Source organism: Pararobbsia silviterrae (assembly GCF_003628125.1).
In the GTDB taxonomy this organism is placed as follows: Bacteria; Pseudomonadota; Gammaproteobacteria; order Burkholderiales; family Burkholderiaceae; genus Pararobbsia; species Pararobbsia silviterrae.
The window spans coordinates 510924-532775 of record NZ_RBZU01000003.1 but is presented as its reverse complement, the minus strand read 5'-3'; the positions used below and the strand labels follow the sequence as shown (position 1 = coordinate 532775).

18 protein-coding genes are annotated in these 21852 nt (G+C 63.7%); 6 read left to right on the top strand and 12 right to left on the bottom strand.

Annotated features, from left to right (window positions below):
• The 4 genes from D7S86_RS10470 to D7S86_RS10455 form a co-directional block, all read right to left on the bottom strand.
• Positions 1 to 980: elongation factor G (locus D7S86_RS10470; protein ID WP_121086044.1), on the bottom strand; the 980-nt coding region annotated here is incomplete at its 3' end.
• 196 nt (positions 981 to 1176) lie between these two features.
• Entirely contained in the window at positions 1177 to 1692 is a 516-nt protein-coding gene (locus tag D7S86_RS10465; protein ID WP_240648080.1) for a DUF192 domain-containing protein, read from the bottom strand.
• Between the two features lie 228 nt (positions 1693 to 1920).
• Positions 1921 to 2124 (bottom strand): hypothetical protein, encoded by a 204-nt coding sequence (locus D7S86_RS10460; protein WP_121086042.1) that lies wholly within the window; start codon positions 2122 to 2124, stop codon positions 1921 to 1923.
• Positions 2125 to 2575: 451 nt separating this feature from the next.
• Complete coding sequence (locus tag D7S86_RS10455) at positions 2576 to 3139, bottom strand: pseudouridine synthase (protein ID WP_121086040.1); 564 nt, start codon at positions 3137 to 3139, stop codon at positions 2576 to 2578.
• Between the two features lie 423 nt (positions 3140 to 3562).
• On the opposite strand from D7S86_RS10455, the gene icd reads away from it, so the two are divergent.
• On the top strand, positions 3563 to 4816 hold the full coding sequence (icd, locus tag D7S86_RS10450) for an NADP-dependent isocitrate dehydrogenase (protein WP_121086038.1): 1254 nt from the start codon (positions 3563 to 3565) through the stop codon (positions 4814 to 4816).
• A 220-nt stretch (positions 4817 to 5036) separates the two neighbouring features.
• Here icd and D7S86_RS10445 read toward each other — a convergent pair whose 3' ends face one another.
• Entirely contained in the window at positions 5037 to 5243 is a 207-nt protein-coding gene (locus tag D7S86_RS10445) for a cold-shock protein (RefSeq protein WP_121086036.1), read from the bottom strand.
• A 550-nt stretch (positions 5244 to 5793) separates the two neighbouring features.
• Between D7S86_RS10445 and clpS the strand changes: the two genes are divergently transcribed.
• Together clpS and clpA are read left to right on the top strand one after the other, a co-directional pair.
• On the top strand, positions 5794 to 6108 hold the full coding sequence (gene clpS / locus D7S86_RS10440; RefSeq protein ID WP_121086034.1) for an ATP-dependent Clp protease adapter ClpS: 315 nt from the start codon (positions 5794 to 5796) through the stop codon (positions 6106 to 6108).
• On the top strand, positions 6105 to 8402 hold the full coding sequence (gene clpA, locus D7S86_RS10435; protein WP_121086032.1) for an ATP-dependent Clp protease ATP-binding subunit ClpA: 2298 nt from the start codon (positions 6105 to 6107) through the stop codon (positions 8400 to 8402). Before clpS ends, clpA begins: the two co-directional genes overlap by 4 nt.
• Positions 8403 to 8491: 89 nt before the next feature.
• On the opposite strand, the gene dut is transcribed toward clpA, so the two are convergent.
• From dut to D7S86_RS10405, 6 genes are all read right to left on the bottom strand, one after another.
• The gene (gene dut, locus D7S86_RS10430) at positions 8492 to 8938 is read right to left on the bottom strand and encodes a dUTP diphosphatase (RefSeq protein ID WP_121086030.1); all 447 of its coding nucleotides are present in this window, start codon (positions 8936 to 8938) and stop codon (positions 8492 to 8494) included.
• Between the two features lie 38 nt (positions 8939 to 8976).
• Positions 8977 to 10002 (bottom strand): LLM class flavin-dependent oxidoreductase, encoded by a 1026-nt coding sequence (locus D7S86_RS10425; RefSeq protein WP_121086028.1) that lies wholly within the window; start codon positions 10000 to 10002, stop codon positions 8977 to 8979.
• Positions 10003 to 10028: 26 nt separating this feature from the next.
• Entirely contained in the window at positions 10029 to 11240 is a 1212-nt protein-coding gene (gene coaBC / locus D7S86_RS10420) for a bifunctional phosphopantothenoylcysteine decarboxylase/phosphopantothenate--cysteine ligase CoaBC (protein WP_121086026.1), read from the bottom strand.
• Between the two features lie 179 nt (positions 11241 to 11419).
• Entirely contained in the window at positions 11420 to 11914 is a 495-nt protein-coding gene (lspA, locus tag D7S86_RS10415; RefSeq protein WP_121086024.1) for a signal peptidase II, read from the bottom strand.
• Entirely contained in the window at positions 11914 to 14787 is a 2874-nt protein-coding gene (gene ileS / locus D7S86_RS10410; protein WP_121086022.1) for an isoleucine--tRNA ligase, read from the bottom strand. The genes lspA and ileS overlap by 1 nt, the downstream gene beginning before the upstream one ends.
• A gap of 112 nt (positions 14788 to 14899) precedes the next feature.
• Positions 14900 to 15874, bottom strand: a complete 975-nt coding sequence (locus tag D7S86_RS10405) for a bifunctional riboflavin kinase/FAD synthetase (RefSeq protein WP_121086152.1) — start codon at positions 15872 to 15874, stop codon at positions 14900 to 14902.
• 202 nt (positions 15875 to 16076) lie between these two features.
• On the opposite strand from D7S86_RS10405, the gene purN reads away from it, so the two are divergent.
• Positions 16077 to 16718 carry a phosphoribosylglycinamide formyltransferase gene (gene purN, locus D7S86_RS10400; RefSeq protein WP_121086020.1) on the top strand — a complete coding sequence of 214 codons (642 nt, stop codon included), beginning with the start codon at positions 16077 to 16079 and terminating at the stop codon, positions 16716 to 16718.
• Between the two features lie 359 nt (positions 16719 to 17077).
• Positions 17078 to 18412: an RsmB/NOP family class I SAM-dependent RNA methyltransferase gene (locus D7S86_RS10395; RefSeq protein WP_240648088.1), complete on the top strand. Its 1335-nt coding sequence runs from the start codon at positions 17078 to 17080 to the stop codon at positions 18410 to 18412.
• A gap of 57 nt (positions 18413 to 18469) precedes the next feature.
• Here D7S86_RS10395 and D7S86_RS10390 read toward each other — a convergent pair whose 3' ends face one another.
• On the bottom strand, positions 18470 to 20206 hold the full coding sequence (locus D7S86_RS10390; protein ID WP_121086018.1) for a ClcB-like voltage-gated chloride channel protein: 1737 nt from the start codon (positions 20204 to 20206) through the stop codon (positions 18470 to 18472).
• A 405-nt stretch (positions 20207 to 20611) separates the two neighbouring features.
• Between D7S86_RS10390 and D7S86_RS10385 the strand changes: the two genes are divergently transcribed.
• Entirely contained in the window at positions 20612 to 21808 is a 1197-nt protein-coding gene (locus tag D7S86_RS10385; RefSeq protein ID WP_121086017.1) for a DesA family fatty acid desaturase, read from the top strand.
• The last annotated feature ends 44 nt before the right edge of the window (positions 21809 to 21852 follow it).

The following is a 21852-nucleotide window of genomic DNA, read 5'->3' as shown; positions in this document are numbered from 1 at the left end:
AACGGGTCCGTCATGATCTTGAACGCGAGCGCCGAGAACGGCTCGTCATCCGAAGGATGACGTTCGGCCTCGTTGTCGTCTTCGTCGTGGCCCTTGATCGAGGGCACGTCGACCGGCGACGGCAGATAGTCGATGACGGCGTCGAGCATGGCCTGCACGCCCTTGTTCTTGAACGCGCTGCCGCAGAGCATCGGCACGATTTCGCCGGCGATCGTGCGTGCGCGCAGGGCGGTCTTGATCTCGTCTTCGGTCAGCGCATCGCCGCCGAGGTACTTTTCGAGCAGCGCTTCGCTTGATTCGACCGCGGCCTCGACCATCTTGTCGTGCCATTCCTGCGCGGTCGCCTGCAGTTCGGACGGAATGTCCTTGTACTCGAAGCGCACGCCTTGGTCGGCGTCGTCCCAGATGATCGCCTTCATCTTGACGAGGTCGATCACGCCCTGGAAGTGGTCTTCGGCGCCCACGGGAATTTGGATCGGTACGGCGTTGCCTTTCAGGCGGTCGACGATCTGACGCTGCACGCGGAAAAAGTCCGCGCCGATGCGGTCCATCTTGTTGACGAACGCGATGCGCGGCACGCCGTACTTGTTGGCCTGACGCCAGACGGTCTCGGATTGCGGCTGCACGCCGCCGACCGAGTCATAGACCATGCATGCGCCGTCGAGCACGCGCATCGAGCGCTCGACTTCGATCGTGAAGTCGACGTGTCCCGGCGTGTCGATGATGTTGATCCGATGCTCGGGATAGTTGCCCGCCATGCCTTTCCAGAACGCGGTCGTCGCGGCCGACGTGATCGTGATGCCGCGCTCTTGCTCCTGTTCCATCCAGTCCATCGTCGCCGCGCCCTCGTGAACCTCGCCGATTTTGTGGTTCACACCGGTGTAGAAGAGGATGCGCTCGGTCGTGGTGGTTTTGCCGGCGTCGATATGCGCGCTGATACCGATATTGCGGTAGCGCTCGATGGGGGTCTTGCGGGCCACGGAAATCTCCTTTCGGATCGAATGCCGCCGGACGTGCAGCCGCGCATCGTGGATGCGGGCGGCTGCTGTTCTAAGTCGTGGTGTCCGGCGAATCTTTCAAGCATAGCGCGCCTATGCGATTCGCGTATGACCGCCCGTTCGAAAGGGGGATGGATCGTTGCGATGCGCGCCGCTCGTGGCGGCGCGGGCGTGCGGATCAGCGCGGTAGGCCTTGCATCTGCATGCCGGGCTTGATGCCGTTGGCCGTGAACCAGCCTTTGGCCATTTCGATCGCGTATTTGCCGCCTTGCGTCGGGCAGTGATTGTCTTCGGTTTCGGCGGCCATTTCCTGGATGTCGGTGATCGTGCCGTTGTCGGTGATGTAGGCGATCGACAGCGGGATCTCGGTGTTCTTCATCCAGAAGCAGTGATAGGCGATCTCGTCGAACACGAACAGCATGCCTTCGTTCTTGCCGAGCGACGCGCGGAACATCAATCCTTGTTCGCGATCAGGCTGCGTCGCGGCGACTTCGGCGGCGATCTTGATCGAGTTGACGGTCAGCGTAACCGACGGAAATTCGCCTTTTTTCTTGAAGTTCGCCGGCATCTCCGGCGTGAGCGGCTGCGCGGCGGCTGCGGAAGCGCCGAATGCGCCCGCGAGCGTCGCGGCGACGGCGGCGAGCAGGGCGGTCCGGCGGGCGTGGCGGCAGATGGTCAGCAGGGCAGCGGTCACAAACAGACTCCTTGTCGTGGGTTCGGATCTCGAGAATCGTCGGCCCGCGCGCGTGCGGCGCGGGCATCCGTTCGAGCGCACCCGCGGATGTTACGCAAACGTGCCCAAAAGAAAAAGGCAGAGCGCCTTGTCGCGATCTGCCTTTCAACACCGTATGGACGGCGATACAACATGCTATTCACAACCCATCGGACTGCATGCATCCGATGGTTATCGCTTCGCGCGAATTTACTTCGCTGCGCTTGCTGCCGATGCTTCGACTGCTGCCGATGCTGCAGCCTTCGACTTCTTCGACGACTTCTTCGCCTTCTTGTGCGTCGTTGCCTTAGCCGTCGTAGCGCCCGAAGCCGCGACCGGAGCCGACGCTTCTGCTGCAACAGCAGCACCGGTAACGAACAGGCCAGCAACCAGAGCGACGATCATCTTGTTCATGTGTTTACTCACGTAGTATCGATTTGTATGACCCAACAACCCCCAGCGGAGTCATGAGCACTAACGCGCCGTCCACCTTTCGGTTGACACTTCGCAGCAGACTTTTGATTTGCGTCGAAATGCTTGCACGAGCGGTCCCGAGCACTGCATCGCTTGGGATTCTCTTGCCAATGCCGGACAGCAATCCAATGCGGCATCCGGGCGCTTAACGTGCGATCGAAGCACGCGGTTGACGCGTTGTTTAGAAGATTCGATGCGACCTTTAGCAAGGACGACAAGGCGAAATCGAATCGAAAGAAATGTGAAAGATTCGATGCGCTGCACACACCGTTAAGGTGCATTCGAAAGCATTATCGAGTGTGTTTGTCGGTGTTTTGTAATGTGTATGAATGAGATGCTTGAATCCCTGCACCGCGCATTCGAATGCGGGTCGAGCGGACCCGCTTGACGTCTATGCACGCCACGGCGCGCGCGGATCGACGTCGCGCCATTCACCGGGTGCGAGTCCGAGCGTGAAGACATCGAGCGCGCCGATCGATACGCGCACGAGCCGCAAGGTCGGCAATCCGACCGCGGCGGTCATGCGGCGCACCTGGCGATTTTTTCCCTCGGCGATTTCGACTTCGATCCATGACGTCGGAATCGATGCGCGATAGCGGATCGGCGGTGTGCGATCCCAAAGATGCGCAGGTGCATCGATGCGCCGTGCCCGACATGGTTGTGTCACATAGTCGCCGAGATCGACGCCGCGTTCGAGCGCGCGCAAGGCGTCGTCACGCGCTTCGCCTTCGACCTGCGCCCAATAGCGCTTGAGCAGTTTGTGCCGCGGCTCGGCGATGCGCGTCTGCAGGTTGCCGTCGTCGGTCAGCAGCAAAAGCCCTTCGCTGTCCGCGTCGAGCCGCCCGGCCGGATACACGCCGGGCACATCGACATGCGCGGCAAGCGACGGACGCGTCTCGTGCGGCGAGAACTGGCAGATCGTGCCAAACGGTTTGTTCAAGGCAATCAGTCGCATAAGTCGGCGGCGGCCCGTGCGTGACGGAGGCCCGGAGTGTAATGCATAAACGATTCGAGAGTCTTTGGTCTTATATAAGACATGAACGAGGCGCATGCCTGAAGTACATGGCGGAGACGCGCAAGCGAAGCGCGCGAGCGAAGCACAGGATTGTCGCGCATGAGATTGCCGCACATGCGTGACGCGCGTGCATGACGCACGTGCCGACCATGGGCAAGACATGCGCACCGTCCCCGTTCGAATGCTCGCGTTGCGCGCTTCGACAGACCGTTTGCGTCGCCGGCGCGCGATACGCGCACTGGCATGGCAGTCGGAGGTGTGGGCTAGAATACCCGCCAGCCTGCACCGCGCGCCGCAGCGCCTGCATGGCAGCGCGGCGTGCGTCCCCCGAACAGCATTCAAGAAGATCACCTGGAGTCGAATATGCCGTATCAGCACATCAAGGTTCCGGCTGGTGACAAGATCACCGTCAACAAGGACTTCTCGCTCAATGTATCCGACACGCCGATCATTCCGTATATCGAGGGTGACGGCACGGGCGTCGATATCACGCCGGTGATGCTCAAGGTGGTCGACGCGGCGGTCGAGAAGGCCTATGGCGGAAAACGCAAGCTGGCCTGGATGGAAATCTATGCGGGAGAAAAAGCGACCCAGCGCTATGGCGCCGATGTCTGGCTGCCGGCCGAAACGCTCGAAGTCGTCAGGGACTACGTCGTCTCGATCAAGGGGCCGTTGACGACGCCCGTAAGCGGCGGCATCCGTTCGTTGAACGTCGCGCTGCGCCAGGAACTCGATCTCTATGTATGCCTGCGCCCGGTCCGCTATTTCAAAGGCGTGCCGTCGCCGCTGCGCGAACCCGACAAGACCAATATGGTGACCTTCCGCGAGAACTCGGAAGACATCTACGCGGGCATCGAATGGGCCGCGGGCACCGATGGCGCGAAGAAGATGATCGATTTCCTGCAGCGTGAGATGGGGATCAAGTCGATTCGGTTTCCGGAAACCTCGGGCCTCGGCGTCAAGCCGGTGTCGCGCGAGGGGACTGAGCGTCTCGTGCGCAAGGCGATCCAGTACGCCATTGATCATGGCCGGCGCTCGGTGAGTCTCGTGCACAAGGGCAATATCATGAAATTCACCGAAGGCGCATTTCGCGATTGGGGTTATGCGCTCGCGCAAAAAGAATTCGGCGCCGAACTGATCGATGGCGGTCCGTGGATGAAGGTTAAGAATCCGAAGCAGGGTCCGGATATCGTCATCAAGGACGTGATTGCCGATGCGTTTCTCCAGCAAATCCTGTTACGCCCCGCCGAATATGACGTGATTGCGACATTGAACCTCAATGGCGATTACATTTCGGATGCGGTCGCCGCGCAGGTCGGTGGTATCGGTATTGCGCCCGGCGCAAATCTGTCCGACTCGATCGCGATGTTCGAGGCGACACACGGCACGGCGCCGAAATATGCGGGCAAGGATTATGTGAATCCAGGTTCGGAAATCCTCTCGGCCGAAATGATGTTGCGTCATCTCGGTTGGACCGAAGCGGCGGATATCATCATTCGTTCGATGGAAACCTCGATTTTGCAGAAGCGCGTCACCTATGATTTCGCGCGTCTGATGGAGGGCGCGATTCAGGTCTCGTGCTCGGGCTTCGGCCAGGTCATGATCGAAAACATGTGAGCGCGTGCTCGCGCGCGTCCGTCGGGCGAACGCGAGGCGGCGCACGCGCCTCGAGGGCGTGCGTCGGACCATCCGGTTCGGCTCGGCGTGCGCGCGTCGCGTTTCAGTTTTCCGAAACGCGGCCGTAAATACGGATAAGGCGGAAAACAAAAAAACCCGGCGCGTGGCGCGCCGGGTTTGCCGCATCAAATGCGAAGCACCCCCCCTCGCGGGGTCGGCCTTAAGCCGGTGCTTGAATGTTCGAAGCTTGCTTGCCCTTGGGGCCTTGCACGACGTCGAACGTCACCTTCTGACCTTCTTTCAGCGTCTTGAAGCCGCTCATCTGGATCGCCGAAAAGTGCGCGAACAGATCCTCGCCGCCTTCATCCGGCGTGATGAATCCGTAACCCTTGGCGTCGTTGAACCACTTGACCGTACCGGTTGCCATACAACTTCCCCTGTAACTCGACTCTTGTCACTTGCAAAACAACGAGCGTGTTCGAAGCCTTGAACGGTTAAATCCCGTCACGTCCGTACCTGCTCTCCACGGCATTTCTTCTTGTTTGCCGAAAAAAGTGCCAGTTTGATTGTTCTTGCTCTTTATTGGAGTGTCAAGAAAATTTTAGAGATAAGCATTCGCCCTTATTGCATGGGCTTTTTGAACGATGCACCACGGTTTTGACGCCCTTTTGACAAGCTCAGCGCGAGTCCTTGAAAACCGCCATAATCGTTCCAACATACGACGCGTCACCCGGTGTGCAACTCGCATCGAGCGGGCGTCGCGCGAATGAGGCATGATCGTTGCGCAACGTGTGCCGTGCGTCAGTGGGGTACCGAACGAATATCGGGGTGCAATGTCAGGGGCAGGGTGAAAAATGGCAAGCGTCGTCGCGCGGCGACGCATGTCGGATCGAGGGGCCTGTCTTCACCTAAAGTCCTGATGTTGCGTGGGGTTTTGGCGGGATTGCAGGCTCTCGCGAGTTGTTTAGAATGGAAGCATGGCGATTTTCCCGGACAAGCAAGACGGTACCGTACTCGAGCGGCAGGAAGAGAAGCTCAAGCCGCCGTCTATGCATAAAGTGGTACTGCTCAACGATGACTTCACGCCGATGGAGTTCGTCGTGATGGTGATCGAGGAATATTTCGGCAAGGATCGCGAGGCAGCAACTCAGATCATGCTGAAAGTCCATCGAGAGGGCAGAGGGGTTTGCGGCGTCTATACAAGGGACGTCGCGGCAACCAAGGTTGAGCTGGTCGTTACGCATGCACGGCAAGCGGGTCACCCGCTGCAGTGCGTGATGGAGGAAGCATGATTGCCCAAGAGCTGGAAGTAAGTCTGCACATGGCGTTTATGGAAGCGCGCCAGGCACGGCATGAATTCATCACGGTCGAGCACCTGTTGCTCGCGCTGCTCGATAATCCGACCGCGGCGGAAGTGTTGCGCGCGTGTGCGGCGAATATCGAAGACCTGCGCCAGAACCTGCGCAATTTCATCCACGACAACACGCCGACCGTTCCGGGTACGGATGATGTCGATACGCAACCGACGCTCGGTTTTCAGCGCGTGATCCAGCGCGCGATCATGCACGTTCAGTCGACATCGAACGGCAAGAAGGAAGTCACGGGCGCCAATGTGCTCGTCGCGATCTTCGGCGAGAAGGATTCGCACGCCGTCTACTACCTGCAGCAGCAGGGCGTCACGCGTCTGGACGTCGTGAATTTCATTTCGCACGGCATCACGAAGACCGGCACCGCCGAGAACGCGAAGTCGGGCGAGAGTGCGCCCGAAAGCGAAGACGCTTCGGCGCAGAAGGAAACGCCGCTCGCGCAGTTCACGCAGAACCTCAACCAGATGGCACGCGACGGCAAGATCGATCCGCTCATCGGACGCGAGCAGGAAGTCGAGCGCGTGGTGCAGGTGCTGTGCCGCCGCCGCAAGAACAATCCGCTGCTCGTCGGCGAAGCCGGCGTCGGCAAGACGGCGATCGCCGAAGGCCTCGCATGGCGCGTCACGCGCGGCGAAGTCCCCGATATCCTGCTCGATGCGACCGTCTATTCGCTCGACATGGGCGCGTTGCTCGCGGGCACGAAGTATCGCGGCGATTTCGAACAGCGTCTCAAGACCGTCCTCAAGGAACTCAAGGAACGCCCGCACGCGATCCTGTTCATCGACGAAATTCACACGCTGATCGGCGCGGGCGCCGCATCGGGCGGCACGCTCGATGCATCGAATCTGCTCAAGCCGGCGTTGTCGTCGGGACAACTCAAGTGCATTGGCGCGACGACGTTCACCGAGTACCGCGGCATCTTCGAAAAGGATGCGGCGCTGTCGCGGCGCTTCCAGAAGATCGACGTCGTCGAACCGACGGTCGAGCAAACGATCGCGATTCTGCGCGGCCTCAAGTCGCGCTTCGAAGAGCACCACAGCGTCAAGTATTCGACGGGTGCGTTGACGGCCGCGGCCGAACTGTCGGCGCGCTTCATCACGGATCGGCATCTGCCCGACAAGGCGATCGACGTCATCGATGAGGCCGGCGCCGCGCAGCGCATTCTGCCGAAGTCGAAGCAGAAGAAGACGATCGGCAAGAACGAGATCGAAGACATCATTTCGAAGATCGCGCGCGTGCCCGCGCAAAGCGTGTCGCAGGACGATCGCGGCAAGCTTCAGACGCTCGATCGCGATCTGAAGGCGGTCGTGTTCGGCCAGGATCCGGCCATCGAGGCGCTGTCCGCTTCGATCAAGATGGCGCGTGCGGGTCTGGGCAAGACCGACAAGCCGATCGGCGCGTTCCTGTTCTCGGGCCCGACGGGGGTCGGCAAGACCGAAGTCGCGAAGCAACTGGCATTCGTGATGGGCATCGAACTGCTGCGCTTCGATATGTCGGAGTACATGGAGCGTCATGCGGTGAGCCGCCTGATCGGTGCGCCGCCCGGATATGTCGGTTTCGACCAGGGCGGGCTGCTGACCGAGGCGATCACGAAGAAGCCGCATTGCGTGCTGCTGCTCGACGAAATCGAGAAGGCGCATCCGGATATCTTCAACGTGCTGCTGCAGGTCATGGACCACGGCACGCTGACCGACAACAACGGACGCAAGGCCGACTTCCGCAACGTGATCATCATCATGACCACGAACGCGGGCGCCGAGGCCATGCAGAAGTCGACGCTCGGGTTCACGAGCCGCCGCGAAACCGGCGACGAGATGAACGACATCAAGCGCATGTTCACGCCCGAGTTCCGCAACCGGCTCGACGCAATCATCAGCTTCCGCTCGCTCGATGAGGAAATCATCATGCGCGTGGTCGACAAGTTCCTCATGCAGCTCGAAGATCAGCTGCACGAGAAGAAGGTCGATGTCGTGTTCACCGATCCGCTGCGTGCGTATCTCGGCAAGCATGGCTTCGATCCGCTGATGGGTGCGCGTCCGATGCAGCGTCTGATTCAGGACACGATCCGCCGTGCGCTGGCCGACGAACTGCTGTTCGGCAAGCTCTCGTCGGGCGGACGCGTGACCGTCGATATCGACGAGAACGACAAGATCCAGCTGACGTTCGACGAAAGCGGTTTGCCGCGCAGCGCGAACCCCGAGACGATCGAAGTCGAATAACGACGGCGCATCGAAACAAAAACGGCGAGATTTCGATCTCGCCGTTTTTTTTATGCGCTCGATATTGAGCGATCGATGCCGCGCCGCGTTTATCCCTTCCCTGTACTGCCGAATCCGCCCGCGCCGCGTTCGCTCGTGTCGAACGCCTCGACGATATTGAAGCTTGCTTGAACGACGGGCACGACGACGAGTTGCGCGAGCCGCTCGAACGGATTCAGCACGAACGACTGCGTGCCGCGATTCCATGTCGAAATCATCAGCTGTCCTTGGTAATCGGAGTCGATGAGGCCGACGAGATTGCCGAGCACGATACCGTGTTTGTGACCGAGACCCGAGCGCGGCAGGATCACGGCCGCGTAGCCGGGATCGGCGAGATGGATCGCGAGCCCGGTCGGCACGAGCGCGGTCGCGCCGGGTTCGAGCGTCAGCGGCGCGTCGAGGCACGCACGGAGGTCGAGGCCCGCGCTGCCCGGCGTCGCGTAGTGGGGCAGTTGGTCGCGCAGACGTTCGTCGAGGATCTTGAGGTCGATTTTCATGAGGGATTGAACGAGGTGAATCAGGGGCGGCGTCGCGTCTAGCGCGCGCCTTCGAGCGCGGTCTGTGCCTTGAGATCGAAGGCTTCGGCGAGCAACGCATACGAACGCAGCCGCGCGGCATAACTGCCTGCGACGGTCAGCACGATGAGCTCGTCGGCGGCGAAGCGCGACTGCAGCGCGTGCATGCGCTCGACGACCTGTTCGGGCGTGCCGATGATGCTGCGCGCCTTTTCGTGCTCAATGATCGCGCGTTCGCGGGCGCCATACGCCTGTTGCGCGCCTTGCTCGACGGACGGGATCGGCGCATTGAGTCCGAGCGCCATCTGCACGCGTCGCAGATCGACGGCCTTCTCGAGTGCGGCGGCCTCGGCCTCGGTGTCCGCGCAGATCACGAAGATCGCCGCGGCGAGATACGGCGTGCTTTCATGACCGGGCTCGAAACGCTCGCGATAGGCCTGCGCGACGCTCTCGCCGTATTGCGCGTTGATGAAATGCGCGAACGCGAAGCGCATGCCGAGCTTCGCGGCGAGCAGACCGCCGAACTCGCTCGAGCCGAGCATCCAGAGTTCGGGGCGCGTATCGATCTGAGGCTGAAGCAACACGCCGCGCGCCGCGTGATCGGGCGGCAGCGTGCCGTTGAACAGGCCGACGAGATCCGCGACCTGCTGCGGGAAGATCTCGCCGAAGTTGTAGTGTCCGCTCGCGACCGCCTGCGCGGTCTTCATGTCGCCGCCGGGCGCGCGCCCGACACCGAGATCGATGCGGTTCGGAAACAGCGCTTCGAGCATCGTGAACTGCTCGGCGAGCTTGAACGGCGAATAGTACGGCAGCATGACGCCACCCGAGCCGAGCCGGATCCGTTTCGTCACGCTGCCGAGGCGTGCGAGCATGACTTCGGGCGCCGGGTTCGCGACGCCGCGCAGACCGTGATGCTCGGCGCACCAGTAACGCGTGAAGCCGAGATCGTCGGCGAGTTGCGCAAGTTCGACCGTCGCGGCGATCGCGTCGGCGACGCGATGTCCGTGAATCACAGGGGTCTGGTCGAGGACCGAAAGTTTGACCATCTTCGCGGGGCGGTGGATGTCGATGTCTAGCTGAACAAGCCGCCGGGCAGACGCCGGGCGATCTGTTCGATCAGGGTGTTCGCGAGCGCCGTCTTGTCGGCGCGCGGCAGGCGCGTCACGCCTTGCGCGTCGTAGAGCGCGACTTCGTTGTCGTCGCGGCCGAACGTCGCCGGTCCGAGGTTGCCGATCAGCAGCGGTACGTTTTTGCGCAGGCGCTTGGCCGACGCGTTCGCGTCGAGATCGTCGCTTTCGGCAGCGAAGCCGACGCAATACGGCCCGTCCGGCAGCGCCGCGATCGTCGCAAGGATATCGGGGTTCTCGACGAATTCGAGCGTGGGCGGCGCGCCGTCGGCGGTCTTCTTGATCTTGCTCGTGCGCACCTGCGCGACACGCCAGTCGGCCACCGCCGCGACACCGATGAACACGTCCGCATGGGCCGCGGCCGCGAGCGCGGCGTCGTGCATCTGCTGCGCGGTCTGCACGTCTTCGCGCGCGATGCCCCACGGCGTGTCGAGCGCGGTGGGGCCCGCGATCAGCGTGACGTCGGCGCCGCTGTTGGCCGCCGCGCGCGCGAGCGCGAAGCCCATCTTGCCGCTCGACAGGTTCGTGATCCCGCGCACGGGGTCGATCGGTTCGAACGTCGGTCCCGCGGTGATGACGACGCGCTTGCCCTGCAGATGCTTCGGCGCGAAGAATGCGACGATCGCGGCGTAGACGGCCTGGGGTTCGAGCATGCGGCCGTCGCCGACTTCGCCGCATGCTTGCGGGCCCGCGTCGGGACCGAGCACGCGGACACCGTCGGCGCGTAACTGACGCGCATTGCGTTGCGTCGCGGGGTTCTGCCACATTTGACGATTCATCGCCGGTACGACGAGCAACGGACAATCGCGTGCGATGCAGAGCGTCGAGAGCAGATCGTCCGCGAACCCATGCGCGAGCTTCGCGATGAAATCCGTCGAGGCCGGCGCGACGACGATCGCGTCCGCTTCGCGCGAGAGATCAATGTGCGGCATGTTGTTCGGCATGCGCGCGTCCCATTGGCTCGTGTAGACGGGGCGTCCCGAGAGCGCCTGCATCGTGACCGGCGTGATGAACTGCGTCGCGGCCTCGGTCATGACGACCTGCACGGTCGCGCCGGCCTTGACGAGCAGCCGCGTGAGTTCGGCGATCTTGTAGCAAGCGATGCCGCCCGTGAGGCCGAGCACCACATGTTTTCCTGCGAGTTCCGTCATGGACATCGCCTCGCTGTTGCGTTGAGCCGGCAGCCGCCGCGCCGCGCGGCCGCTCGAATGAATCGTGAGTCCAGCATAGCCCGAAGGCCGCGCGCCGCCGGAACAACCCCGATCCTCGCAGGGCCGCGCCGCATGCGCGAGCGCGGGCCGCCGTACCTTACTGCCTTACCGTGACAACGACGGTGTTATCGCGAACCGCGCACGCGCAGCAGTTCGTCGACGATCAGCAGAATCGCGCCGAGCGTGATCGCGCTGTCGGCGAGATTGAACGTCGCGAAGTGCCAGCCGTTCAGATGGAAATCGAGAAAGTCGATCACGTGCCCGTAGGCGGCGCGGTCGATCACGTTGCCGATCGCGCCGCCGAGAATCATCGCGAGCGCGAAGCAGAACAACGTCTGGTTGCCGTGCCGGCGCAGCAGATAGACGATGAGCCAGGCCGCGCCGATCGCGAGCGCCGTGAAGAACCAGCGCTGCCATCCGCCCGACGCCGCGAGAAAGCTGAACGCGGCGCCCGTGTTGTAGGTCAGCACGAGATTGAAGAACGGCGTGATCACGCGGCCCGCGCCGTACGCGAACAGCTTGGTCATCGTGATCTTCGTAACCTGATCGATGAGCACGACGACGAGCGCGAGGCCGAGCCACGGAATCAAGACGCCTTGCTGTTGTCGGGACGTCGCCATTACGCTGCGCTCCTCGATTCGCCCGCGCCGAACAGGTTGCTCACGCAACGGCCGCATAGCGTCGGATGCTCGGCATCGGCGCCGACATCCGCGCGGTAATGCCAGCAGCGCTCGCATTTCGCGTGGGCCGACGGGCGCACGTAGACGCCGTCCTCATTGGTGTCACCCGTGGCGTCACCCGCGGCATCGTCGCGCGTCTCGACGTTCGCGGCCGACGTGATCAGCACGAACTTGAGATCGTCGCCGAGGCTCGCAAGCGCCGCCGCACGCTCGCCGCGGGCCTGGATCGTGACTTCGGCCTGCAGCGACGAACCGATTTGCTCGGCCACGCGCGCATCTTCGAGCGACTTCGTGACTTCGCCGCGAACCTCGCGCAGCAGCGTCCATTTCGCGAGCAGCGCCTCGCGGCCGGCGAGTTCGGGATACGTGTAGAACACCTCGGTGAAGATCGTGTCCGCGCCCGGCGTGAACACCTTCCACGCTTCTTCGGCGGTGAACGACAGGAACGGCGCGATCATGCGCAGCAGACCCTGCGTGATATGCCAAAGCGCGGTCTGCGCGGCGCGGCGCGCGCGCGAATCGGGCGCGCTCGTATAGAGCCGGTCCTTGAGCACGTCGAGATAGAAACCGCCGAGATCTTCCGAGCAGAACGTCGAGACCTTCGCGACGATCGGATGGAACTCGAACTTCTCGTAGTGCGCGCTCCAGTCGTTCTGCAGCGAGGCGGCGAGCGCGATCGCATAACGGTCGATCTCGAGCCATTGCTCGGGCGGCAGCGCGTGCTTCGCGTAATCGAAGTCCGACAGGTTCGCGAGCAGGAAGCGCACCGTGTTGCGGATGCGCCGGTACGTGTCCGACGTCCGCTTGAGAATTTCCTCGGACAGCGCGAGTTCGCCCGAATAATCGGTCGCCGCGATCCAGAGGCGGATGATTTCGGCGCCGAGTTTCTGCGCGATCTCTTGCGGCTCGATCCCGTTGCCGAGCGACTTCGACATCTTGCGGCCCTGCGCGTCGACGGTGAAGCCGTGCGTGAGCAGGCCCTTGTACGGCGCGCGGCCGTCGAGCATCGCCCCCGTCAGCAGCGACGAATGGAACCAGCCGCGATGCTGATCCGAGCCTTCGAGATAGAGATCGGCCGGCCACTGGAGCGAATCGGCGTGCGAACCACGCAGCACGTGCCAGTGCGTGGTGCCCGAATCGAACCAGACGTCGAGCGTGTCGCGATTCTTCTCGTAGTACTGGACGTCGTCGCCGATAAGCTCGCGGGCGTCGAGCCGTTGCCAGGCTTCGATGCCTTCCTTCTCGACGCGCTTCGCGATTTCTTCGAGCAGCGCGGGCGTATGGGGATGCAGTTCGCCCGTTTCCTTGTGGACGAAGAACGCCATCGGCACGCCCCACTGACGTTGGCGCGAGAGCGTCCAGTCCGGGCGGTTCGCGATCATCGCATGGAGTCGCGCCTTGCCCCACGACGGATAAAAGGCCGTGTTGTCGATCGCTTCGAGCGCCGTTTCGCGCAGCGTGCGGCCGCCTTCGTTGGGCTGAACGTCGAGCCCCGCGAACCATTGCGAGGTCGCGCGGTAGATGATCGGCGTCTTGTGACGCCAGCAGTGCATATAGCTGTGCGAGTCGTTCTGCGTATGCAGCAAGGTGCCCGCGAGACGCAGCGTTTCGACGATCTTCGGATTGGCCTTCCAGATCATGAGCCCGCCGAACAGCGGCAGGCTCTCGGCGAAGTGGCCGTCGCCGAGCACCGGGCTCAGGATGTCCGCGTCGGCCATGCCGTGCGCCTTGCACGAGACGAAGTCCTCGATACCGTAGGCGGGCGCCGAGTGGACGATGCCGGTCCCGGTGTCGAGCGTCACGTAGTCGCCGAGATAGACGGGCGAGGTCCGGTCGTAGCCCGGATCGGCCTTCGCGAGCGGATGCGTGAAGCGGATGCCCGCGAGGTTCGCGCCGATCGTCGACGCGACGATCTTGCCCGTCGTCTCGTATGTCTTGAGGCAGGCCTCGACACGTTCGGTCGCGAGCAACAGCAAGCCGCGCGGCGTATCGACGAGGCTATAGCTGAACTCGGGGTGCAGATTCAGCGCCTGGTTCGACGGAATCGTCCAGGGCGTCGTCGTCCAGATCACGATGCCGCCGTCGGTCGAGGGCAGCGCGGGCAGGCCGAACGCGGCCGCGACACGCTCGGGCTCGGCGTAGCCGAACACGACGTCGATCGTCGGATCGATCTTGTCCGCGTATTCGACCTCGGCTTCGGCGAGCGCCGAGCCGCAATCGAAGCACCAGTTCACGGGCTTCAGGCCGCGGAACACATAGCCTTTCTCCATGATCTTCGCGAGCGCGCGGATCTCGCCGGCTTCATTGCCGAACGCCATCGTCTTGTACGGGTTGTCCCAGTCGCCGATCACGCCGAGCCGGCGGAACCCGACCTTCTGACGCTCGATCTGCTCGGTCGCGTAGGCGCGCGCCTTTTGCTGGACTTCGGCGACCGGCAGCGATTTGCCGAACTGCTTTTCGATCTGGATCTCGATCGGCATGCCGTGGCAGTCCCAGCCGGGCACGTACGGCGCGTCGAAGCCGGCCATGTTGCGCGACTTGACGACGATGTCCTTGAGGATCTTGTTGACCGCGTGACCCAGGTGGATGTCGCCGTTCGCATAGGGCGGGCCGTCGTGCAGGATGAACTTCGGACGGCCCTTGCTTGCCGCTCGGATCTTGCCGTAGACGTCGTTGTCCTGCGCTTCCTTGACCCATTGCGGTTCGCGCTTGGGCAGATCGCCGCGCATCGGGAACGGGGTGTCGAGCAGATTGACGGGGTACTTCGACGGTTGCTTCGTATCGGCCTTCTTATCGCCTTTTTTGTCGCTCATCGTATCGCTTGGTTGGATGTCGTCGGGCTGGCGCGGCGATCGTGACCGCGCCGCTGGCAGAGCGGATGCGGCGGCGGGGGCGCGCACGCGCGCGGTCCCGGCGCCGCGAGATTCAAATTCGGTCGGTCGCGGACGTTGCGAAGTCGCGTTGTCCGCCGTGCGCGGCAAACCAGGCGCGCGTGGCGTCGACGTCGCGCTGGATGGCCGCCGTCAGCGTCGGCAGGTCGACGAACTTTTCTTCGTCGCGGAGCTTCTTGAGGAATTCCACGCGGATCAGCTTGCCGTACGCGTCGCCGTGCCAGTCGAGCAAATGGACTTCGAGCAGGACGCGGCCCGATTCGTCGACGGTCGGGCGCAGACCGAGGCTCGCCACGCCGCGCACGGGCTTGTCGGCGAGGCCGTGGACCTGTACGACGAGAATGCCCGAGAGCGCGGGACGCGTATGCGCGACGCGCAGATTCAGTGTCGGAAAGCCGAGATCGCGTCCGAGTTTCGCGCCGTGCACGACGTGGCCGCTGAATTCGTAGGGGCGTCCGAGCAGCGTCGCCGCGCCCGATACATCGCCCGCGACGAGCGCGGCGCGCACGGCCGAGCTCGAGATGCGCGCGCCCGAAGGATCGGCGACGGTCGCCATCTGCTCGACCTCGAAGCCGTAGCGCGCGCCCGCGGCCTTCAGCGATTCGACGTCGCCCGCGCGCTTGGCGCCGTAGCGGAAGTCGTCGCCGACCAGAACCCAGCGCGCATGCAGCCCGTTGACGATGATCTTTTCGACGAACGCATCGGGCGTTTGCGACGCGAACGTCTGATTGAAGTGCTCGACGACGACGCGATCGACGTGGTTCAACCGGAGCGCGTCGAGCTTGTCGCGCAGCAGCGCGATGCGCGGCGGCGCGCCGGCCGGATTGAAGAACTCGCGCGGGTGCGGCTCGAAGGTCATCACGCAGACCGGCAGGCCGCGCGCGTCGGCAGCCGCGCGCACGCGCGCGAGCAGCGCCTGATGGCCGCGATGGACGCCGTCGAAGTTGCCGATCGTCAGCGCGCAGGGCGCCTTGCTTTCGGCATTGGGTAGACCTCTGAAAACTCTCACAATTTCGCGCGCAGGGTATCCGCAGATGAGGCCAGCGGGGCCGGCTTGAGCCGTGGGCGGCAAAGGTCGGCCTGGTCCGGCAGGAATCCGGTCTCGACCGGATTGCCGCAAAACGCAAGATTATAAACGTTAGGCGGCCGCTGCTGCCTTTTGCGACGGCTTTTGCGACGGTCCGTGGTGGGCGCGATGATACTATCCGCGCATGAAAAATATTGTGATCCTGATTTCAGGCCGCGGCAGCAATATGGAGGCGATCGTCAACTCCCTCGCTGCCGAACGTTGGCCCGCGCGGATCGCGGCGGTCATTTCGAACCGGCCCGACGCGGCCGGCCTGGCGTTCGCGTCATCGCGCGGCGTGCCCACGGCGGTTGTCGATCATCGCGATTTCGCCGACCGCGAGACCTTCGATGCGCAGCTCCGGACGGTCGTCGACGGCTATTCGCCCGACCTCGTCGTGCTCGGGGGCTTCATGCGCGTGCTGACGGCAGGCTTCGTCGACCACTATCGTGGCCGCATGCTCAATGTCCATCCGTCGCTGTTGCCGAGCTTTCCGGGTCTCAAGACGCACGCGCGCGCGCTTGCGGAAGGCGTCAAGTTCCATGGCGCGACGGTCCATTTCGTGACCGCCGATCTCGATCACGGACCCATCGTGCTCCAGGGCGCGGTGCCCGTGCTCGCGGCCGACACGCCCGACGCGCTCCAGCAGCGCGTGCTTCAGATCGAACATCGCATTTACCCGCGCGCGGTGCGCTGGTTCGTCGAAGACCGCCTGTCGGTCGACGACGGCCTCGCCACGCTGACGCCCCCCGAGCCGCAATGGTGGTTCGCCACGGAGCAAGCATGAACGACAAGCCCAGAAAACCCAACCGCCCGCGGGGCGAGGAAGCGGCGGCGGCCGGCCGCCGGTCGGCCGAGCATGCGGCCTCGCGGCTGCGCGCGCCCGAAGGGACGGGCGGGGCCGGCAAGTCCGGCGCGAAGACTTCATCGGGCCCGGCGCGCGGCGCCGGTCCGGCGGGCGGTGGCGCGCGCCCCGGCAAGCCGGCCACGGGCGGCGCGAAGCCGGCCGCGAAAAGTGGTGCAAAGCGGGGCGGCAAGGCGACGCCGCTGCGTCGCGCGGGTGATCGGACGTCCAAGCCGACACCGGCCACGCGGACCGAAGGCGGCACGCGCGTTCATGGCTTCCTTGTCGGCCAAGCCGAAACCTTGCTGGCCGAAGTGCTTGAGTTCAAGGGCCCGGCCGATGCGACCACGAGCCGGTTCTTCCGCGAACATCCGAAGCTCGGCCATGCCGAGCGCGGCGTGATCGCCGAAGCGGTATTCGCCGTATTGCGCCGGCGCAATGAGTTTTCGCATCTTGCCGAGAGCGGCTCGGGGTCGCCCGCGCGACGTCTGATCCTGCTGGGCCTCATGCAGACGATCGGCCGCAAGGCGTTGGTGCCGCTTGTCTCGCCGGCCGAGGCCGAATGGCTCGAGCGGATCGCGAAGATCGATCCGGCGAGCCTGCCGGCACGTGCCCGGACCAATCTGCCCGAATGGATCGAGAAGCGGCTCGCGGCGCGTTTCGAGCCCGAGGCGCTCGCGCAGCTCGCGGCGGCGCTCAACTACTCGGCGCCGCTGGATTTGCGCGCAAACACGATCAAGGCCACGCGCGAGCAGGTGCTCGACTCGCTTGAAGCGGCGGGCATCGAGGCCGGTGAAACGCCGCTCGCGCCGAACGGGGTCCGCGTGGCGGGCAAGCCGCCGGTGAACCGGCTTAACGCCTTCGAGGAAGGCTGGTTCGAGGTCCAGGACGAAGGTAGTCAGCTCCTCTGCCATCTCGTCGGTGCGAAGCGCGGCGAGATGATTGTCGATTTCTGCGCGGGCGCGGGCGGCAAGACGCTTGCGCTCGGCGCCATGATGCGCTCGACCGGGCGGCTTTACGCGTTCGACGTGTCGGATCGCCGGCTCGCGAAACTCAAGCCCCGGATGGCCAAGAGCGGGCTGTCGAACGTGCATCCGGTGCTCATCGACAGCGAGCACGACCCGAAGATCAAGCGTCTCGCGGGCAAGATCGACCGCGTGCTCGTCGACGCGCCGTGCAGCGGCCTCGGCACGTTGCGGCGCAATCCGGATCTCAAGTGGCGTCAGACGCCCGCCTCGCTCGACGAGCTGACGCCGAAGCAGGCATCGATTCTCGCGAACGCCGCGCGACTCGTGAAGCCCGGCGGCCGCCTCGTCTACGCGACGTGTTCGATCCTCGAAGCCGAGAATGAAGCGATCGTGAACGCGTTTCTCGCGACGCACGGCGATTTCAAGCTCGTGCCGGCGTCGTCCGTGCTCGCCGCGCAGAAGATCGGGCTCGATACGGGCGACTATCTGTCGTTGTGGCCGCATATTCACGGCACCGACGGGTTCTTCGCCGCCGTGCTCGAACGCGTGAAGGCGCCCGCCAAGGGCGCCAAGGCGGAGGAGGCGGCCGAAGCCGACGACGTCGAGATCGAGGAACTGCCGGATTCGGTCGTGCCGGATCCCGAGGACGACGAGACGGACGTCGATTGAGCGTTTTCGCGGCCTGAGCGCGACAACGGCTTGGCGTGCGCCCGAAGCAGGGCGCATCTACACCCGCGCGTTGCCCATTCTTCCGTATGCATCGAGCAGCGACGTCTTGTAGACGACGCCGAGCAGCGTGGGCGTCGCGTGGCTTTCGATGACGGGCAAGCGCTCGCCTTGATGCATGAGGAAGTGCTGGAATCCCTCGCCGAGCGACATGTCGGGCGTCAGGTAGTCGAATTTTTCGCGGAGCAGATCGGCCGCGCGCATCGCGTCGGTGTTTTCATGGCGCAGCAGCGCGGACGTCACGTCCTGTAGCGCGACGACGCCGCGGAACAAGCCGCTCGGGTCGACGACGTAGACATACTTGACCGGATATTCGAGGAAGACGCGCGTGATCTCGGAAAACGCGGCCGTATCGGCGATGACCGTATCGGCCGGACGGATCAGTTCGCGCATCTGCGTCGCGCGCAGTCGCACGCGTTCCTGCTCGGAGCGGTTGCGCGCGATGATGACTTCATACATCGACGTCTCGCCCTGCGTGCGCGCGATAAAGTAGGCGACGACACACGCGAGCATCAGCGGCAACACCACCTGATAGCTGAGCGTCATCTCGAAGATCATGAGGATCGCCATCAACGGCGCGCTCGTCGCCGCGGCGAGAAAGGCGCCCATCCCGACGATCGCATACGCGAACGGCGCGGATGTCGCGTGCGGCCAGAGCGCGTTCGCGCCGAGGCCGAACAGCGAGCCGATCGTCGCGCCGACGAACAAGGTCGGCGTGAAGACCCCGCCGATCGCGCCCGACCCGACCGTCAGCGACGTCGCGACGACCTTGAAGATGAGGACCGTCGCGAGCGCGGTCCAGGTCCACGGCGAATGCAGGATCGAATTCACGACGCTGTAGCCGTTGCCCCAGACTTCGGGTGCATAGACGGACAGGACGCCGACCCCGAGTCCGCCGAGGCCCAGTCGCACGGGCAGCGGCCAGCCGGTCTTGCGGAACACGGACTTCGAGGCGTCGAGGCCGCGCAGGAACAAGGGCGACAGCACGCCGGCCAGCATGCCGAGCACGACGAACAGCAGCGATTCGGCCCCGAGGATCACGGGAAACTCGGGCATCACGTAGGCCGAGTGATAGCCGGGCAGCGTGCGCATCGTCGTGTTCGCGACGACCGACGCGACGACGATGGGCCCGAAATTCTCCATCGCGATCGAGCCGAGCACGATCTCGGTCACGAAGAACGCGCCGGCGATCGGCGCGTTGTAGGCCGACGTGATGCCGGCCGCGGCGCCGCACGCGACAAGCAGACGCAGGCGCGGCGGGTCGAATCGGCGGAAGCGGCCGATGACCGACGCGCCGAGCGCGGCGAGGTGGACCATCGAACCCTCGCGGCCGATCGAGCCGCCCGTGGCGATCGTGCAGAGCGACGAGAGGCTGCGCAGCAGGCTTTGCCGCACGGGGATCTGACCCTCGCCGATCGTGATCGCCTCCATGTAATCGGACGCCGTCCGGTCGCCGGGCGCGCGCGCCGCGATCACGAGAAAGCCGCCCGCGACAACGCCGCCGAGCGCGGGCATCGCGATGCGCACGGGCCAGGGCAAGGCGTGCGCGATCTCGACCAGACTGCCCGCGTGGCGCACGATGAGCCACTGCACGAGATCGATGCCGCTGCGAAACAGCACGGTCGCGAGCGCGCCGACGAACCCGGCGACGCATGCCCACAGCAACATCGTATGCGCCTCGGACAGGTGAAACAGTCTCTGGAGACGGGCGCGGATGCGGAGCAGGAAGTTGAACATCGGCGTGTGTGTCGACGGATATCGGCGTGTATTGGCGTGTATCGGCGTGTCGTGCGGTAGATCGTGTCGCCGGGTCGGGCGCCCCGAACCGATGCCGTACTTTACGCGAACCGCTTTTCGGAGCAATGAAACATGTGATTGCCCACGCGCGTTCGCGAGATATCGGCAAAAATTGCCTCCAAAATGCCGCAGGCCGTATCGTCGTTTACCCTCTGCGACATTCGGTCGCACGGAAATGCCTAATTTTTATAGGTTTTTTTTCGCAGCAAACCGTAAACCTTCCTGTAAAATCAGCGCCTGCGACGTCGAGCAGCCGTCGCCACGCGTTGTGCGCCGGAACCCCGCGGGCCTGCTGAGTGAGCAGACCTCGCACCGAACCCGCTGCTTTTCGACTGAGGCTCCATTTTGGTCTACGCCGTTACCGATTTCCTTGCCAATGGCCTGCTGCATTTCCATTGGTGGCAGATTGTGCTGTTTACGCTGGCGATCACGCATGTGACGATCGCGGGCGTCACGATTTATCTGCATCGTTGCCAGGCGCACCGCGCGCTTGACCTGCATCCGATCGTTTCGCATTTCTTCCGTCTCTGGCTCTGGGCCACGACGGGCATGCTGACGGGTCAATGGGCTGCGATTCACCGCAAGCACCATGCGAAGTGCGAAACCGAGGACGATCCGCATAGCCCGCAAACGCGCGGCATCTGGAAGGTGTTCCTCGAAGGCGCCGAGCTTTATCGCGCCGAAGCGAAAAACGAAGACACGCTGCGCCGCTACAGCCACGGTACGCCCGACGACTGGATCGAGCGCAATCTCTATACGCGTTACCCGATTCTCGGCGTCAGCATCATGATGGTCATCGACGTCGCGCTGTTCGGTATCGTCGGCCTGACGGTCTGGGCCGTGCAGATGGCGTGGATTCCGTTCTGGGCCGCGGGCGTCGTCAATGGCTTCGGCCACTTCTGGGGGTATCGGAACTTCAACTCGGAAGACGCGAGCACGAATCTGATCCCGTTCGGCATCCTGATCGGCGGCGAAGAGCTTCACAACAATCACCATACGTACGCGACGTCGGCGAAGCTGTCGAACAAGTGGTACGAGTTCGATATCGGCTGGATGTATATCCGCCTGCTGTCGTTCGCGAAGCTCGCGAAGGTCAAGAAGGTGGCGCCGACGCCGAAGCTCGGCGCGCGCAAGGCGCTTGTCGATCTCGACACGCTGCAGGTCGTGCTCGCGAATCGCTACGAGGTCATGGCGAGTTACGGGAAGACCGTCAAGCGCGCGTATCGCCAGGAACTTGCGCATCTGAAGGCATTCGGCGCGCGCGAAAAGTATCTGATGCTCAAGAACGCGCGCAATTGGTTCCACAAGGACACCGACGACCTTCAGGAACCGCAGAAGCAGCAGTTGCCGAATATTCTCGAGCAAAGCACGGCGCTCAAGACGTACCACGAAATGCGCGGCGAGCTCGCGGCGATCTGGGCGCGTTCGAACACGTCGCGTGAACAACTGCTCCAGCAATTGCAGGCATGGTGCCATCGCGCCGAAGAAAGCGGCATCGTCGCGCTGCGTGAGTTTGCGGGCCGACTGCGTCGCTACGCGTGATTGGGTCCGGCGAAATCCGCTACACTCCGGAAACGTCGTCGCAG

What these genes read in the sequence shown, in the direction of transcription:
- D7S86_RS10460 (WP_121086042.1), bottom strand. Translation starts at nt 2,124, where the DNA reads ATGAACAAGATGATCGTCGCTCTGGTTGCTGGCCTGTTCGTTACCGGT.
- D7S86_RS10455 (WP_121086040.1), bottom strand. Translation starts at nt 3,139, where the DNA reads ATGCGACTGATTGCCTTGAACAAACCGTTTGGCACGATCTGCCAGTTC.
- icd (WP_121086038.1), top strand. Translation starts at nt 3,563, where the DNA reads ATGCCGTATCAGCACATCAAGGTTCCGGCTGGTGACAAGATCACCGTC.
- D7S86_RS10445 (WP_121086036.1), bottom strand. Translation starts at nt 5,243, where the DNA reads ATGGCAACCGGTACGGTCAAGTGGTTCAACGACGCCAAGGGTTACGGA.
- clpS (WP_121086034.1), top strand. Translation starts at nt 5,794, where the DNA reads ATGGCGATTTTCCCGGACAAGCAAGACGGTACCGTACTCGAGCGGCAG.
- clpA (WP_121086032.1), top strand. Translation starts at nt 6,105, where the DNA reads ATGATTGCCCAAGAGCTGGAAGTAAGTCTGCACATGGCGTTTATGGAA.
- dut (WP_121086030.1), bottom strand. Translation starts at nt 8,938, where the DNA reads ATGAAAATCGACCTCAAGATCCTCGACGAACGTCTGCGCGACCAACTG.
- D7S86_RS10425 (WP_121086028.1), bottom strand. Translation starts at nt 10,002, where the DNA reads ATGGTCAAACTTTCGGTCCTCGACCAGACCCCTGTGATTCACGGACAT.
- coaBC (WP_121086026.1), bottom strand. Translation starts at nt 11,240, where the DNA reads ATGTCCATGACGGAACTCGCAGGAAAACATGTGGTGCTCGGCCTCACG.
- lspA (WP_121086024.1), bottom strand. Translation starts at nt 11,914, where the DNA reads ATGGCGACGTCCCGACAACAGCAAGGCGTCTTGATTCCGTGGCTCGGC.
- ileS (WP_121086022.1), bottom strand. Translation starts at nt 14,787, where the DNA reads ATGAGCGACAAAAAAGGCGATAAGAAGGCCGATACGAAGCAACCGTCG.
- purN (WP_121086020.1), top strand. Translation starts at nt 16,077, where the DNA reads ATGAAAAATATTGTGATCCTGATTTCAGGCCGCGGCAGCAATATGGAG.
- D7S86_RS10390 (WP_121086018.1), bottom strand. Translation starts at nt 20,206, where the DNA reads ATGTTCAACTTCCTGCTCCGCATCCGCGCCCGTCTCCAGAGACTGTTT.